This window comes from Luteimonas panaciterrae (assembly GCF_020511115.1).
In the GTDB taxonomy this organism is placed as follows: Bacteria; Pseudomonadota; Gammaproteobacteria; order Xanthomonadales; family Xanthomonadaceae; genus Luteimonas; species Luteimonas panaciterrae.
The window spans coordinates 1-16,628 of sequence record NZ_JAJAVH010000025.1 but is presented as its reverse complement, the minus strand read 5'-3'; the positions used below and the strand labels follow the sequence as shown (position 1 = coordinate 16,628).

At 63.7% G+C, this 16,628-nt stretch carries 11 protein-coding genes and 1 tRNA gene; all 12 read left to right on the top strand.

Annotated elements, in window-relative coordinates:
* Nucleotides 1-155: 155 nt before the first annotated feature.
* The 12 genes from LG367_RS17765 to fusA all read left to right on the top strand — a co-directional run bounded on the left by LG367_RS17765 (nucleotide 156) and on the right by fusA (nucleotide 16,464).
* A tRNA-Trp gene (locus LG367_RS17765) sits at nucleotides 156-231 on the top strand.
* 73 nt (nucleotides 232-304) lie between these two features.
* A complete protein-coding gene (secE, locus tag LG367_RS17760) occupies nucleotides 305-700 on the top strand; it encodes a preprotein translocase subunit SecE (RefSeq protein WP_226470610.1) in 396 nt (131 codons plus the stop codon).
* Nucleotides 701-716: 16 nt separating this feature from the next.
* Entirely contained in the window at nucleotides 717-1,289 is a 573-nt protein-coding gene (gene nusG / locus LG367_RS17755; RefSeq protein WP_226470609.1) for a transcription termination/antitermination protein NusG, read from the top strand.
* A 109-nt stretch (nucleotides 1,290-1,398) separates the two neighbouring features.
* The gene (gene rplK / locus LG367_RS17750) at nucleotides 1,399-1,827 is read left to right on the top strand and encodes a 50S ribosomal protein L11 (RefSeq protein WP_226470608.1); all 429 of its coding nucleotides are present in this window, start codon (nucleotides 1,399-1,401) and stop codon (nucleotides 1,825-1,827) included.
* Between the two features lie 3 nt (nucleotides 1,828-1,830).
* Nucleotides 1,831-2,529 carry a 50S ribosomal protein L1 gene (gene rplA, locus LG367_RS17745; RefSeq protein WP_226470607.1) on the top strand — a complete coding sequence of 233 codons (699 nt, stop codon included), beginning with the start codon at nucleotides 1,831-1,833 and terminating at the stop codon, nucleotides 2,527-2,529.
* Between the two features lie 413 nt (nucleotides 2,530-2,942).
* Nucleotides 2,943-3,467: a 50S ribosomal protein L10 gene (rplJ, locus tag LG367_RS17740; RefSeq protein ID WP_226470606.1), complete on the top strand. Its 525-nt coding sequence runs from the start codon at nucleotides 2,943-2,945 to the stop codon at nucleotides 3,465-3,467.
* A 70-nt stretch (nucleotides 3,468-3,537) separates the two neighbouring features.
* Nucleotides 3,538-3,912 carry a 50S ribosomal protein L7/L12 gene (rplL, locus tag LG367_RS17735; RefSeq protein WP_226470605.1) on the top strand — a complete coding sequence of 125 codons (375 nt, stop codon included), beginning with the start codon at nucleotides 3,538-3,540 and terminating at the stop codon, nucleotides 3,910-3,912.
* 390 nt (nucleotides 3,913-4,302) lie between these two features.
* Nucleotides 4,303-8,460 (top strand): DNA-directed RNA polymerase subunit beta, encoded by a 4,158-nt coding sequence (gene rpoB, locus LG367_RS17730; RefSeq protein ID WP_226470604.1) that lies wholly within the window; start codon nucleotides 4,303-4,305, stop codon nucleotides 8,458-8,460.
* A gap of 52 nt (nucleotides 8,461-8,512) precedes the next feature.
* The gene (gene rpoC / locus LG367_RS17725) at nucleotides 8,513-12,745 is read left to right on the top strand and encodes a DNA-directed RNA polymerase subunit beta' (protein ID WP_226470603.1); all 4,233 of its coding nucleotides are present in this window, start codon (nucleotides 8,513-8,515) and stop codon (nucleotides 12,743-12,745) included.
* A 462-nt stretch (nucleotides 12,746-13,207) separates the two neighbouring features.
* Nucleotides 13,208-13,582, top strand: a complete 375-nt coding sequence (gene rpsL, locus LG367_RS17720) for a 30S ribosomal protein S12 (protein ID WP_028840187.1) — start codon at nucleotides 13,208-13,210, stop codon at nucleotides 13,580-13,582.
* 119 nt (nucleotides 13,583-13,701) lie between these two features.
* Complete coding sequence (gene rpsG, locus LG367_RS17715) at nucleotides 13,702-14,169, top strand: 30S ribosomal protein S7 (RefSeq protein WP_226470602.1); 468 nt, start codon at nucleotides 13,702-13,704, stop codon at nucleotides 14,167-14,169.
* 204 nt (nucleotides 14,170-14,373) lie between these two features.
* Nucleotides 14,374-16,464 carry an elongation factor G gene (fusA, locus tag LG367_RS17710; RefSeq protein ID WP_226470601.1) on the top strand — a complete coding sequence of 697 codons (2,091 nt, stop codon included), beginning with the start codon at nucleotides 14,374-14,376 and terminating at the stop codon, nucleotides 16,462-16,464.
* Nucleotides 16,465-16,628 lie beyond the last annotated feature (164 nt).

Genomic DNA, 16,628 nt, shown 5'->3' with positions numbered 1-16,628 from the left:
GGCCGTACGGTCGGCGCGGGCGTGGTGGCCAAGATCATCAAGTAATCGCTTCATCGGTGGCGCTGAGCGCCGCCAACAAGCGCGAATGGCGGGCCGTTCCTCGGTCCGCCATCGCCGTTTAAAAACAATCACGTTAAAAAATCCAAAGCAATCACGCGTCAGTAGCTCAACTGGCAGAGCAGCGGTCTCCAAAACCGCAGGTTGTAGGTTCGAGTCCTACCTGGCGCGCCAAGTGTGTGATGCGGGTCCCTCCGCAAGAGTTCGTGCACCCCTGCGCGGACTTTCCAAAAGAGCAGTCAACCTTGTGAACAGCCGAGTCGAACAATCCAAAGCCTCGTCCAAGGGCGCCGCGAGTGACATCGCGCTGTACGTGCTGGCGATCCTGCTGGCGGCGGCGGGCGTGTTCGCCTACACCTGGTTCCAGCAGTGGGATACCTCGCTGCGCATCGGCGCGGTCGTCGCCGGACTGGTCGCCGGGCTCGTCGTGTTCATGCTCAGCGCCAAGGGCCGCGATACGCGCGAGTTCCTGTCCGAGTCGCGCTTCGAGCTGCGCAAGGTGGTCTGGCCGACGCGCCAGGAAGCCACACGTCTGACCTGGGTGGTGATCATCGTGGTCATCATCATGAGCCTGGTCCTGGCTGGCTTCGACGGCATCATCCAATGGTTGATGAAGCTTGGCTTCGCCACCCGCGGGACCTGAGGAGTCTAGTAGTTAGATGGAAACCGAAAACGTCAAACGCTGGTACGTCGTCCACGCCTACTCGGGCTTCGAGAAGTCCGTGGCGCAGGCGCTGCGTGATCGCATCGTGCGCACCGGCATGGAAGAACGCTTCGGCGAAGTCATGGTGCCGACCGAGGAAGTGGTGGAAATGCGCTCCGGCCAGAAGCGCCGTTCCGAGCGCAAGTTCTTCCCGGGCTACGTGCTCGTGCAGATCGCCACGCACGACGAATCCGGCATTCCGCGCATGGACAGCGAAAGCTGGCACCTGGTGAAGGAAACGCCGAAGGTGATGGGCTTCATCGGCGGTACGGCCGATCGTCCGCTGCCGATCCGCGACGAGGAGGCTGCCGCCATCCTCGATCGCGTGCAGGAAGGCGTCGAGAAGCCGCGTCCGAAGGTGCTGTTCGAACCGGGCCAGATGGTGCGCGTCACCGACGGTCCGTTCAACGACTTCAACGGCGTGGTCGAGGAAGTCAATTACGAGAAGAGCCGCCTGCGCGTGGCGGTGCTGATCTTCGGTCGTTCCACGCCGGTCGAACTCGAGTTCGGCCAAGTCGAGAAGGCATAGAACCAAAACGCAAGCATTCGTTGGAACGAGTGGTTCGTTCCGACCATAACGCGAGGAGCCCCGCAGTCGTAAGACGTGCAGGCGTTCGCACTCGCAGGAGTAGAGAGCAATGGCAAAGAAAGTCGTCGGTTACATCAAACTGCAGGTCAAGGCAGGTCAGGCGAATCCGTCGCCGCCGGTCGGTCCTGCGCTGGGCCAGCGCGGCCTGAACATCATGGAGTTCTGCAAGGCGTTCAATGCCGCGACCTCCAAGCTGGAGCCGGGTCTGCCGACTCCGGTGATCATCACCGCGTATTCTGACCGCACCTTCACCTTCGTCACCAAGAGCACGCCGGCTTCGGTGCTGCTGAAGAAGGCGGCGGGCATCCAGTCCGGTTCCAAGCGCCCGAACACCGAGAAGGTGGGCAAGGTCACCCGCAAGCAGCTCGAGGAGATCGCCAAGGCGAAGGAACCCGATCTGACCGCGGCGGATCTCGATGCAGCAGTGCGCACCATCGCGGGTTCCGCCCGCAGCATGGGCCTGACGGTGGAGGGCTAAGACATGGCACAGACCAAGCGACAGAAGACCATCCTCGCAGCAGTCGTTCCGGGCAAGACTTACCCGATCGACGAAGCGCTGAAGATCGTCAAGGACAACAGCAAGACCAAGTTCGTCGAATCCGTCGACGTGGCCGTGCGCCTCGGCGTGGATGCCAAGAAGTCCGACCAGCAGGTGCGCGGTTCCACCGTGCTGCCGGCCGGTACCGGCAAGACCGTGCGCGTGGCGGTGTTCGCTCCCGCCGGCGCCAAGGCCGATGAGGCCCTGGCCGCTGGCGCCGATGCGGTTGGCATGGACGACCTGGCTGAGCGTATGCAGGGCGGTGAGCTGAACTACGACGTGGTCATCGCCACGCCGGATGCGATGCGTGTGGTCGGCAAGCTCGGCACCGTGCTCGGTCCGCGCGGCCTGATGCCGAACCCGAAGGTGGGCACCGTGTCGCCGAACCCGGCCGAAGCGGTGAAGAACGCCAAGGGCGGCCAGGTGCGTTACCGCACCGACAAGGCCGGCATCATCCACTGCACCATCGGCAAGGCTGATTTCGACGCCGACAAGCTGAAGGAAAACCTGCACGCGCTGCTGGCCGACCTGGTGAAGGCCAAGCCTTCGACCGCGAAGGGCCAGTACCTGCAGAAGATTTCGGTCAGCTCGACGATGGGCCCGGGCGTGAGCGTCGATCAGTCCTCGCTCTCGTTGAAGTAATTGCAAGATCCGCTCCCCGCACGCGGGGAGCGGCGCGACAAATTTTGAGGGCATCGCAAAGGGCGCGGTTTGGCCTGGCGCGATAGCCGTCAAAGACCGCAGGCGCAGTCCATGCGGGCAACGACGACGGGCAGGGAATGCTCGCTTGGCAATGGAATCGCCGTCGCTGCTTGTATCGACCGCTTAATCCCGGAGCGCAACGTACTCATTAGTTGCTGCGAAAGGGCCTGCGTAGATGGTTGCCGACCCTCCAAGAATTTTTTTGGAAACGGCCACCGCAAGGACTCCAGTTCATTGGCGTCCCGGCATCGAAGGAACGATGTCGCTCGAGTTCCAATCCGGTTCGGAACCGGATTGGCGTCAAAGAAGTTTCGCTGGTGAAGTGTTGCCAGTGAACATTTCGAGGTAATGCAATGGCTCTCAATCTGACCCAGAAGCAGGAAGTCGTTGCCGAACTGGCCGAGGTCGCCGGCAAGGCGCACTCGCTGGTCGCCGCGGAATACGCGGGTTTGACGGTCGCTCAACTGACCGACCTGCGCAGGAAGGCCCGCCAGGGCGGTGTGTTCTTGAAAGTTGCCAAGAACACGCTGGTCTCGCGCGCAGTGGAGAACACCGATTACGCCGTCGTCAAAGACGACCTGACCGGTCCTCTGCTGTACGCCTTCTCGCAGGAAGACCCCGGCGCCGCCGGACGTCTGATCAAGGAGTTCGCGAAAGCGAACGACAAGCTGAAGCCGCGTTTGGTCGCGATCGGCGGACAGAAGTACCCGGGCTCCCATGTGGACGTCCTGGCTTCGCTGCCCACCCGCGAACAGGCCCTGTCGATGCTGCTCAGCGTCCTGGTCCAGCCCGCCACCATGCTGGTGCGCGTGTTGTCCGAGCCGGCTGCACAGGTTGCCCGCGTCACCAACGCGGTCGGCCAGCAGAAGGCGGCGTAAAGCGAACAGTTCGGTACGAACAACCTATCCACTTAGTCGTTTCCAAATATCAAGTTAAGAGGTAATCACAATGTCCCTTTCCAACGAGCAGATCATCGAAGCGATCAGCAGCAAGACCCTCGTCGAGGTGATGGAGCTGGTCAAGGCGATGGAAGAGAAGTTCGGCGTGTCCGCCGCCGCTCCGGTCGCCGTCGCCGCTGGCCCGGCCGCCGCCGCTGCCGCTCCGGCCGAAGAGCAGACCGAGTTCACCGTCGTGCTGAAGAACGCCGGCGAGAAGAAGGTCGAGGTCATCAAGGTCGTCCGCGCCATCACCGGCCTGGGCCTGAAGGAAGCCAAGGACCTGACCGAAGCCGGTGGTACGGTGAAGGAAGCCGTGTCCAAGGCCGACGCCGAGAAGTTCAAGAAGGATCTGGAAGCCGCTGGCGCTTCCGTGGAAGTGAAGTAAGCAAGCAGTTGCGTCGCCTAGAGACACAGGCGATCCGCCATAGGCTGGGGGCGTAAGCCCCCGGCCTTTGGCCGTTGTGCCTTTCCCTTCTCCCTTCGGGAGTTGTTGCCGGAGCAAGAAGGGAAAGGCATCCGTTGCAAAAAACCCAACTGAAAGCGTTGGTAGTTGGAAGCAGTAACAGAGGGCGTGCTGGTGCCGGCAATACCAGCGGCTTCCGATTGACAGTTCCACCCTCCCTCACAAGGGCATCGCGGTCAAGACATCAGGCATCGACAACGCAAGAGCACGGCTTCAATCCAGTGCCCGGCTTCAACTTCATGCGTGTCGTTGTTTTCTGATTTCCGCTGACCATGCACCGATTCCCGGCTTCAATCAAGGCGGTCACATTCCATGACGACATCTTATTCGTTCACCGAAAAGAAACGCATCCGCAAGGACTTCGGCAAGCGCCGTTCGATCCTCGAGGTGCCGTTCCTGCTCGCCATCCAGGTCGATTCCTATCGTGAATTCCTGCAGGCCGACGCCGCGCCCAACAAGCGCGAAGACCGCGGCCTGCACGCCGCGCTGAAATCGGTGTTCCCGATCGTCAGCTACAACGGCTACGCCGCCCTCGAATACGTCGGCTACAAGCTCGGCGAGCCCGTGTTCGACGAGCGCGAATGCCGCAATCGCGGCCTGTCCTACGGCGCGCCGCTGCGCGTGACCGTGCGCCTGGTGATCTACGACCGCGAGTCCTCCACCAAGACCATCAAGTACGTGAAGGAGCAGGAAGTCTACATGGGCGAGATTCCGCTCATGACCGACAACGGCACCTTCATCGTCAACGGTACCGAGCGCGTCATCGTCTCGCAGCTGCACCGTTCGCCGGGCGTGTTCTTCGACCACGACCGTGGCAAGACCCACAGCTCGGGCAAGCTGCTGTACAGCGCCCGCATCATTCCTTACCGCGGCTCCTGGCTGGACTTCGAGTTCGACCCGAAGGACGCGCTGTTCACACGTATCGACCGCCGCCGCAAGCTGCCGGTCTCGGTGCTGCTGCGCGCGCTCGGCTACACGAACGAGGAGATGCTCAACGAGTTCTTCGAGATCAACACCTTCCACATCGATCCGAAGGAAGGCGTGCAGCTCGCGCTGGTGCCGGAGCGCCTGCGCGGCGAAACGCTTGATTTCGATCTGGCCGACGGCGACCGCGTCATCGTCGAAGCCGGCAAGCGCATCACCGCGCGTCACGTGCGTCAGCTGGAAGAGTCGGGCATCGCTGCGCTGGCCGTGCCGGACAGCTACCTGATCGGCCGCATCCTCTCGCATGATGTGATCGACACCGAGACGGGCGAGCCGCTGGCGACCGCCAACGACGAGATCACCGAAGAGACCCTGGCCAAGTTCCGCAAGGCCGGCGTCGACGCGATCGGCACGATCTGGGTCAACGACCTCGATCGCGGTCCGTACATCTCCAACACCCTGCGCATCGATCCGACCAAGACCCAGCTCGAAGCGCTGGTCGAGATCTACCGCATGATGCGTCCCGGCGAGCCGCCGACCAAGGACGCCGCGCAGAACCTGTTCCACAACCTGTTCTTCACCTTCGAGCGCTACGACCTCTCGGCCGTAGGCCGCATGAAGTTCAACCGCCGCATCGGCCGCAAGGAAGTGCTCGGCGCTTCGGTGCTGTACGACGCGCGCTACTTTGCCGAGCGCAAGGACGAGGATTCGGTCAAGCTGCGCGAGCAGTTCGGCGGCATGTCCGACATCCTCGACGTGATCCGCGTGCTGACCGAGATCCGCAACGGTCGCGGCACCGTGGACGACATCGACCACCTCGGCAACCGCCGCGTGCGTTCGGTCGGCGAAATGGCCGAGAACGTGTTCCGCGTCGGCCTGGTGCGCGTGGAGCGCGCCGTGCGCGAGCGCCTGACCATGGCCGAGGCCGATGGCCTGACGCCGCAGGAACTGATCAACGCCAAGCCGGTCGCGGCCGCGGTGAAGGAGTTCTTCGGTTCGTCGCAGCTGTCGCAGTTCATGGACCAGAACAATCCGCTGTCGGAAGTCACGCACAAGCGTCGCGTCTCGGCCCTCGGCCCGGGCGGCCTGACCCGCGAGCGCGCCGGCTTCGAAGTGCGCGACGTGCATCCGACCCATTACGGCCGCGTCTGCACCATCGAGACGCCGGAAGGCCCGAACATCGGTCTGATCAACTCGCTGGCCGTGTTCGCGCGCACCAACAAGTACGGCTTCCTCGAGACGCCGTACCGCAAGGTCGTGAACAGCAAGGTGACCGACGAGATCGAATATCTCTCGGCGATCGAAGAGAACGAGTACGTCATCGCGCAGGTGAGCGCGCCGCAGGACGACAAGGGCAACCTGACCGCCCAGTTCGTCGCCTGCCGCTACCAGGGTGAAAACCTGCTCAAGCCGCCGAGCGAGATCCACTTCATGGACGTCTCGCCGATGCAGACCGTGTCGGTCGCGGCCGCGCTGGTGCCGTTCCTCGAGCACGACGACGCCAACCGCGCGTTGATGGGCGCGAACATGCAGCGCCAGGCCGTGCCGACGCTGAAGTCGCAGAAGCCGCTGGTCGGCACCGGCATCGAGCGCGCCGTGGCGCGCGACTCGGGCGTGACGGTGAACGCGCGCCGCGGTGGCGTGATCGAGCAGATCGACGCCGGCCGCATCGTGGTCAAGGTGAACGAGAACGAGATTTTCGGCGAAACCGATGCCGGCGTCGACATCTACACCCTGATCAAGTACACGCGTTCCAACCAGAACACCTGTATCAACCAGACGCCTCTGGTGAACGTGGGTGACGTGGTCGCGCGCGGCGACGTGCTGGCCGACGGTCCCTCGACCGACATCGGCGAGCTGGCGCTGGGCCAGAACATGCTGGTCGCGTTCATGCCGTGGAACGGCTACAACTTCGAAGACTCGATCCTGCTCTCCGAGCGCGTGGTCCAGGAAGATCGCTACACCACGATCCACATCGAAGAGCTGACCGCTGTCGCCCGCGACACCAAGCTGGGACCGGAGGAAATCTCCGCCGACATCCCGAACGTGTCCGAGCAGGCGCTCAACCGCCTCGACGAATCGGGTGTGGTGTACATCGGCGCCGAAGTGCGTGCCGGCGACATCCTGGTCGGCAAGGTCACGCCGAAGGGCGAGAGCCAGCTGACGCCGGAAGAGAAGCTGCTCCGCGCGATCTTCGGCGAGAAGGCCTCCGACGTGAAGGACAGCTCGCTGCGCGTGCCGCCGGGCATGGACGGCACCGTCATCGACGTGCAGGTCTTCACCCGCGACGGCATCGAGAAGGACAAGCGCGCGCGCCAGATCGAGGAAAACGAGATCAAGCGCGTGAAGAAGGACTTCGACGACCAGTTCCGCATCCTGGAATCGGCGATCTACGCGCGTCTGCGTGGCCAGCTGCTGGGCAAGACCGCCAACGGCGGTCCGGGCCTGAAGAAGGGCGATACGGTCACCAGCCTGGTGTTGGACGGCCTGAAGAAGTCCGACTGGTTCCAGATCCGCATGAAGGACGAGGACGCCTCCGACGCCATCGAGCGCGCGCAGAAGCAGATCGAAGCGCACCAGAAGGAATTCGACAAGCGTTTCGCCGACAAGCGCGGCAAGATCACCCAGGGCGACGACCTCGCGCCGGGCGTGCTGAAGATGGTCAAGGTGTTCCTGGCCGTGAAGCGTCGCATCCAGCCGGGCGACAAGATGGCCGGCCGCCACGGCAACAAGGGTGTGGTGTCGACCATCGTGCCGGTGCAGGACATGCCGCACATGGCCAACGGCGAGACCGTGGACATCGTGCTGAATCCGCTCGGCGTGCCGTCGCGTATGAACATCGGCCAGGTGCTGGAAGTGCATCTGGGCTGGGCCGCCAAGGGCCTGGGCCAGAAGATCCAGCGCATGCTCGATGCGCAGGCCAAGCTTGCCGATCTGCGCAAGTTCCTCGACGAGATCTACAACCACGACAGCAAGCTGCATGGTCAGCGCGTCGATCTGAAGCAGTTCACGGATGAGGAACTGCTGACGCTCGCGCAGAACCTGACCGACGGCGTGCCGATGGCCACCCCGGTGTTCGACGGCGCGGCCGAGGCCGAGATCAAGTCGATGCTGGAACTGGCGGAACTGCCGACCAGCGGCCAGACGCAGCTGTTCGACGGCCGCACCGGCGAAGCGTTCGAGCGCAAGGTGACTGTGGGCTACATGCACATGCTGAAGCTCAACCACCTCGTCGACGACAAGATGCACGCACGTTCGACCGGTCCGTACTCGCTCGTCACCCAGCAGCCGCTGGGCGGCAAGGCGCAGTTCGGCGGTCAGCGCTTCGGCGAAATGGAAGTCTGGGCGCTGGAAGCCTACGGCGCGGCCTACACCCTGCAGGAAATGCTGACGGTGAAGTCCGACGACGTGCAGGGCCGCAACCAGATGTACAAGAACATCGTCGACGGCGAACACGAGATGGTCGCGGGCATGCCGGAGTCCTTCAACGTGCTGGTGAAGGAAATCCGCAGCCTGGCCATCAACATGGAACTCGAGGAGCACTGAGTCGAGCAAAGCACGCGCTCGCATCTCATTGCCCCCGACCCGGAGAACACACATGAAAGACCTGCTCAACCTGTTCAACCAGCAGCGCCAGACGCTCGACTTCGACGCGATCAAGATCGCGCTGGCGTCGCCCGACCTGATCCGCTCCTGGTCCTACGGCGAAGTGAAGAAGCCGGAGACCATCAACTACCGTACCTTCAAGCCGGAACGCGACGGCCTGTTCTGCGCCGCGATCTTCGGCCCGATCAAGGACTACGAGTGCCTGTGCGGCAAGTACAAGCGCATGAAGCACCGTGGCGTGGTCTGCGAGAAGTGCGGCACGGAAGTGACGCTGGCCAAGGTGCGCCGCGAGCGCATGGGCCACATCGACCTGGCTTCGCCGGTCGCGCACATCTGGTTCCTCAAGTCGCTGCCCTCGCGCATCGGCCTGATGCTGGACATGACCCTGCGCGACATCGAGCGCATCCTGTACTTCGAAGCCTTCGTGGTGACGGAGCCGGGCCTGACTCCGCTCGAGCGCGGCCAGCTGCTCAATGAAGAGCAGTACATGCAGATGCGCCAGGAGCACGGCGACGACTTCGACGCCGCGATGGGCGCCGAGGCCGTGTTCGAGCTGCTGCGCACGATCGATCTGCAAGCCGAGATGATCAAGCTCAAGGAAGACATCGCCAGCACCGGTTCGGAGACCAAGCTCAAGCGCCTCACCAAGCGCATCAAGCTGGTCGAGGCCTTCCTCGAGTCGGGCAACCGCCCCGAGTGGATGGTCATGACCGTGCTGCCGGTGCTGCCGCCGGACCTGCGTCCGCTGGTGCCGCTGGACGGCGGCCGCTTCGCGACCTCCGATCTCAACGATCTGTACCGCCGCGTCATCAACCGCAACAACCGCCTGCGCCGCCTGCTCGAACTCAACGCGCCCGACATCATCGTGCGCAACGAGAAGCGCATGCTGCAGGAATCGGTGGACGCACTGATGGACAACGGCCGTCGCGGCCGCGCCATCACCGGCACCAACAAGCGCCCGCTGAAGTCGCTGGCCGACATGATCAAGGGCAAGCAGGGCCGCTTCCGCCAGAACCTGCTCGGCAAGCGCGTCGACTACTCCGGCCGTTCGGTCATCGTGGTCGGCCCGACCCTGCGCCTGCACGAGTGCGGTCTGCCGAAGAAGATGGCGCTGGAACTGTTCAAGCCCTTCATTTTCGCCAAGCTGCAGCGCCGTGGTCTGGCCACCACCATCAAGGCCGCCAAGAAGCTGGTCGAGCGTGAAGAGGCCGAGGTGTGGGACATCCTCGAAGAGGTGATCCGCGAGCATCCGGTCCTGCTGAACCGCGCTCCGACCCTGCACCGCCTCGGCATCCAGGCCTTCGAGCCGGTGCTGATCGAAGGCAAGGCCATCCAGTTGCATCCGCTCGTCTGCACCGCGTTCAACGCCGACTTCGACGGTGACCAGATGGCCGTGCACGTGCCGCTCTCGCTGGAAGCCCAGCTGGAAGCGCGCGCGCTGATGATGTCGTCCAACAACATCCTCTCGCCGGCCAACGGCGAGCCGATCATCGTGCCGTCGCAGGACGTGGTGCTGGGCCTGTACTACATGACCCGCGCCCTGGAAAACACGGTGGGCGAGGGCATGGTGTTCGCCAACGTCGCCGAAGTGAAGCGCGCGTACGACAACAAGGCCGCGGGTCTGCACGCCAAGGTGAAGGTACGCATCACCGAAACCGTGATCGATGACGACGGCAAGCGTGAGAGGAAGACCTCGATCGTGGAAACCACGGTCGGTCGCGCGCTGCTGGTCGAAATCCTGCCGGAAGGTCTGCCGTTCGCCCTGGCCAACACCGAGTTGACCAAGAAGAACATCAGCCGCCTGATCAACTCCTGCTACCGCATGCTCGGCCTGAAGGACACGGTCGTGTTCGCCGACCAGCTGATGTACACCGGCTTCGCGTACGCCACGCGCGCCGGCGTCTCGATCGGCATCGACGACATGATCATCCCGCCGGAGAAGAAGGGCATCCTCGACGAGGCCGAGACCGAAGTGCTGGAAATCCAGCAGCAGTACCAGTCGGGTCTGGTCACCGCAGGCGAGCGCTACAACAAGGTGGTCGACATCTGGTCGCGCACCAACGAGCGTGTGGCCAAGGCGATGATGGACGCGATCGGCACCGACACCGTGACCAACGCCAAGGGCGAGCGGGTCGCGCAGAAGTCGATGAACTCGATCTACATCATGGCCGACTCCGGCGCGCGTGGTTCGCAGGCGCAGATCCGTCAGTTGGCCGGTATGCGCGGCCTGATGGCCAAGCCGGACGGCTCGATCATCGAAACGCCGATCACGTCGAACTTCCGCGAAGGCCTCAACGTGCAGCAGTACTTCATCTCGACCCACGGTGCTCGTAAGGGCCTCGCGGATACCGCGCTGAAGACGGCGAACTCCGGTTACCTGACCCGTCGTCTCGTCGACGTGGCGCAGGACGTGGTGGTCACCGAAACGGACTGCGGCACGCACGCCGGCCTGACCATGACCCCGATCGTGGAAGGCGGCGACGTCGTCGAACCGCTGCGCGATCGCGTGCTTGGCCGCGTGGTGGCCGAGGACGTGTTCCTGCCCGGCAACGACGAGGACCCGATCGTCACCCGCAATACGCTGCTCGACGAAGCCTGGGTGCAGAAGCTCGAGGACGCCGGTGTGCAGGCGATCAAGGTGCGTTCCTCGATCACCTGCGAAAGCGCCTTCGGCGTGTGCGCGTACTGCTACGGCCGTGACCTCGGCCGCGGCCACATCGTCAATCACGGCGAAGCCGTGGGCGTGGTGGCGGCGCAGTCGATCGGCGAGCCCGGCACGCAGCTGACCATGCGTACGTTCCACATCGGTGGTGCGGCCTCGCGTGCCGCCGCCATCGACAACGTCACGGTCAAGACCACTGGTTCGATCAAGTTCAACAACTTGAAGACCGTGGAGCACGCCAGCGGCAACCTGGTCGCGGTGTCGCGTTCGGGCGAACTGTCCGTCCTCGACGGCCACGGCCGCGAGCGCGAGCGCTACAAGCTGCCGTACGGCGCCACGATCACGGTGAAGGACGGCGCGGAGATCAAGGCTGGCCAGACCGTCGCCAACTGGGATCCGCATAACCACCCGATCGTGTCGGAAGTGGCGGGCTTCATCCGTTTCGTCGACTTCATCGAAGGCGTCACCGTCATCGAGAAGACCGACGAACTGACCGGCCTCGCCTCGCGCGAGATCACCGATCCGAAGCGTCGCGGCTCGCAGGGCAAGGACCTGCGTCCGATCGTGCGCATCGTCGACAAGAACGGCAAGGACCTGTCCATTCCGGGTACCGATCTGCCGGCGCAGTACCTGCTGCCGCCACGCTCGATCGTCAACCTGCAGGACGGTGCTCCGGTCGGCGTCGGTGACGTGGTCACCAAGGTGCCGCAGGAAGCTTCCAAGACCCGCGACATCACCGGTGGTCTGCCGCGCGTGGCCGACCTGTTCGAAGCGCGCAAGCCGAAGGACCCGGCGATCCTCGCCGAGAAATCCGGCGTGGTCAGCTTCGGCAAGGACACCAAGGGCAAGCAGCGTCTGATCATCAAGGGACCGGACGGCGAAGAGCACGAGGAGCTGATTCCGAAGTACCGCCAGATCATCGTGTTCGAAGGCGAACACGTGGAGAAGGGCGAGACCGTGGTGGACGGCGAGCCGAGCCCGCAGGACATCCTGCGTCTGCTGGGTGTCGAGCCGCTGGCGTCGTACCTGACCAAGGAAATCCAGGACGTCTATCGCCTGCAGGGCGTGAAGATCAACGACAAGCACATCGAAACGATCATTCGTCAGATGCTGCGCAAGGTCGAGATCACCGACCAGGGCGACAGCAAGTTCCTCAACGGCGAGCAGGCCGAGCGCCAGCGCGTCATCGAGGAGAACGTGCGCCTGAACGCCAAGAACGAGCTGCCGGCGAAGTTCGAGCCGGTGCTGCTGGGCATCACCAAGGCCTCGCTGGCGACCGAGTCGTTCATCTCGGCGGCGTCCTTCCAGGAGACCACCCGCGTCCTGACCGAGGCCGCCGTGCGCGGTACCCGTGATGGCCTGCGCGGCCTCAAGGAGAACGTGATCGTCGGCCGCCTGATCCCGGCGGGTACCGGTCTGGCCTACCACAACCTGCGCCGCCGCAGCGCCACGGGTCTGACCGAGTCGGAGATGGACACCCTGTCTGGTCCGGCCGCGGTCGCCGTGGAAGCGGTGACGGAGCCGGTCGAGGCGCCGGCAGCGGAAGAGGGTGCGGCCGAGTAAGCGGTTCTTGCTCCTGGCAACAGACGGGAGGCGGGCATCGCGAGATGCCCGCCTTCCTTTTTTGGCGGTTGCGAAGGAGCGCGGCCCCAGGCTCTGCCCGGATTTTGGGCCGGCATTCCTGCCTTCGTGGGAACGACGGCATGGGTTCGGACGATGATCGGGGCGGCGGAAAGGGTCCAAAAACAGAGCCGCCATGCTAGAATTGCAGTCCGGTTCGCCCCAGGGCGACCCCAGATCACGAAATGAGGTGCCAGGACGGCCCTCGTATTCGGCCCAGGAGGGCGGGATCAAATCGGCTGACCAAGGCCCTCGGGCATGGTCGGCCACGGGTAGCTCGCGTTGACGCTAGGCGTCAGGGCGGGCTATACTTTTTCGTCTTGGCAGGCCGCTTCCATTCGCCTGCCTTTAGTTTTCCCAAGTTTTTTCACGCCGGGCCCGTGCCCGATCAATGACCTGAGACCGATGGCAACAATCAACCAGCTGGTGCGGAAGCCGCGCAGCCCCGAAACCTACAAGAGCACCTCGCCCGCGCTGGCCAACTGCCCGCAGCGTCGCGGCGTGTGCACGCGCGTCTACACCACCACCCCGAAGAAGCCGAACTCGGCGCTGCGCAAGGTGGCCAAGGTGCGTCTGACCAACGGCTACGAAGTGATTTCGTACATCGGTGGCGAAGGCCACAACCTGCAGGAGCACTCGGTGGTGCTGATCCGCGGCGGTCGCGTCAAGGACCTGCCGGGCGTGCGCTATCACACCGTGCGCGGCTCGCTCGACGCCGCCGGCGTGGCCAAGCGCAAGCAGGCCCGTTCGAAGTACGGCGCCAAGCGTCCGAAGAGCTAATCAGCGGTCCGCTTTCGCGGATGTCGTGACGTCCGCGAACCGCATCAGCGGATGCAGTATCAATCCCAGTTCGCTCGCGCGGATTGGGCATCGAAGAATCAAGAGACAAGGTAAGCATCATGTCCCGCAAAGGTTCCGCCCCGCAGCGCACCGTCCTGCCCGACCCCAAGCACGGCAGTGAAACGATCGCGCGCTTCATCAATATGGTCATGCAGAGCGGCAAGAAGTCCGTCGCCGAGAAGATCGTCTACGGCGCCATGGACACCATCGGCGAGAAGAACAGCAACGCGCTGGAACTCGTCGAGAAAGCCCTCGGCAACGTCTCCCCGTCGGTCGAAGTGAAGTCGCGCCGCGTCGGTGGTGCCACTTACCAGGTGCCGGTCGAAGTGCGCGCCTCGCGCCGCATGGCGCTGGCGATGCGCTGGCTGATCGAATCCGCGCGCAAGCGCGGTGAAAACGGCATGCCGCGCAAGCTGGCGGCCGAACTGATCGATGCCTCGGAAAACCGTGGCGGCGCGATCAAGAAGCGCGAAGAAACCCATCGCATGGCGGAAGCGAACAAAGCCTTCGCCCACTACCGCTGGTAATCGAGGGCGTCGGCGGCGGCGCCCGCGCGGCGCCTGTCGTGCTCATGTAACAGGCGCTCGCAAACATCGCCGCCCAATCGGAAGCCGCCGCAAGGCGGCATCCGCGTTGTAAAACCCTGCAAGCGTCCGCATATCAGCGCGAATCTTGCGAGCCCGCACACGTCTAGTTGCGGACTTTCCAAACTAAAAAGTTGAGGCATCACCATGGCCCGCACCACTCCGATCGAACGCTACCGCAACTTCGGCATCATGGCTCACATCGATGCCGGCAAGACCACCACCTCCGAGCGCATCCTGTTCTACACCGGCGTCAGCCACAAGATCGGTGAAGTGCACGATGGCGCCGCCGTGATGGACTGGATGGAGCAGGAGCAGGAGCGCGGCATCACCATCACTTCCGCCGCCACCACGGCGTTCTGGAAGGGCATGGATCAGTCGCTGCCTGAGCACCGCTTCAACATCATCGACACCCCCGGACACGTCGACTTCACCATCGAGGTGGAGCGCTCGCTGCGCGTGCTCGACGGCGCCGTCTTCGTGCTGTGCTCGGTCGGTGGCGTGCAGCCGCAGTCCGAGACCGTGTGGCGTCAGGCCAACAAGTACTCCGTGCCGCGCCTGGCCTTCGTCAACAAGATGGACCGTACCGGCGCCAACTTCGACAAGGTGGTCGAGCAGCTGAAGTCGCGCCTGGGCGCCTACGCCGTGCCGATGCAGCTGCCGATCGGCGCTGAAGACGGCTTCGAAGGCGTGGTCGACCTGGTCAAGATGAAGGCGATCTACTGGGATAACGCCTCGCAGGGCACCAAGTTCGAATACCGCGACATCCCGGCCGAACTGCAGGACAAGGCGGAAGCCGCGCGCAACTTCATGGTCGAAGCCGCGGCCGAAGCCAACGAAGCGTTGATGGACAAGTACCTCAACGACGGCGAGCTGAGCGAAGCCGAGATCATCGCTGGCCTGCGCGAGCGCACCCTGCGCGTCGAAGTCGTGCCGGTCTACTGCGGCAGCGCGTTCAAGAACAAGGGCGTGCAAGCCATGCTCGACGCCGTGATTCAGCTGCTGCCGTCGCCGGTGGATCGTCCGCCGGTGCAGGGCATCGACGACAACGACAAGGAAGACAGCCGCAAGGCCGACGACAAGGAGCCGTTCTCGGCCCTGGCGTTCAAGATCATGACCGACCCGTTCGTCGGTTCGCTGACCTTCTTCCGTGTCTACTCGGGCGTGCTCAACTCCGGCGACCAGGTCTACAACCCGGTCAAGTCGAGGAAGGAGCGTGTGGGCCGCATCTTGCAGATGCACTCCAACCAGCGCGACGAGATCAAGGAAGTGCGCGCGGGCGACATCGCCGCGGCGGTCGGTCTGAAGGATGTGACCACCGGCGATACGCTGTGCGCCCAGGATCACATCATCACGCTCGAGCGCATGGTGTTCCCGGAGCCGGTGATCTCGATGGCGGTCGAGCCGAAGACCAAGTCCGACCAGGAAAAGATGGGTCTGGCGCTGGGTCGTCTCGCCCAGGAAGATCCTTCGTTCCGCGTGCGTACCGACGAAGAGTCCGGCCAGACCATCATCTCCGGCATGGGCGAGCTGCACCTTGAAATCCTCGTCGACCGCATGAAGCGCGAGTTCAACGTCGAAGCCAACGTCGGCAAGCCGCAGGTGGCCTATCGCGAAACGATCCGCAAGGCGGTCAAGGCCGAAGGCAAGTTCGTGCGTCAGTCCGGCGGTAAGGGTCAGTTCGGCCACGTGTGGCTGGAGATCGAACCGCAGGAGCGTGGCGCCGGTTACGTGTTCGAGAACGCGATCGTCGGCGGCGTGGTGCCGAAGGAATACATCCCGGCGGTGGACAAGGGCATCCAGGAAGCGGTGGCCAACGGCATCATGGCCGGCTATCCGATCGTGGACGTCAAGGTGCGCCTGGTCGATGGCTCGTACCACGAAGTCGACTCGTCGGAAATGGCGTTCAAGATCGCGGGCTCCATGGGCTTCAAGGAAGGCTTCCACAAGGCCCAGCCCGTGCTGCTCGAGCCGATGATGAAGGTCGAGATCGTCACGCCCGAGGATTACCTCGGTGACGTGATGGGCGACGTCAGCCGTCGTCGCGGCATCCTGCAGGGTCAGGACGACAGCCCGTCGGGCAAGATCATCAACGCGATGGTGCCGCTGGGCGAAATGTTCGGCTACGCCACCTCGCTGCGCTCGATGTCGCAGGGTCGCGCCACCTTCACGATGGAATTCGACCACTACGCCGAAGCGCCGGCCAACATCGCCGAGTCGGTGGTCAAGAAGAACTAAGGGCATGCCGGCTCCGGCCGGCGTGTTTTAAATGCGGATCCCTCCGCAAGAGCCCGCACATCCATGTGCGGACTTTCAAAAAATCAACACGAATCAACTAAGCACAAAGAGAGATTGAGCCATGGCCAAGGGTAAGTTCGAGCGCACCAAGCCCCACGTGAACG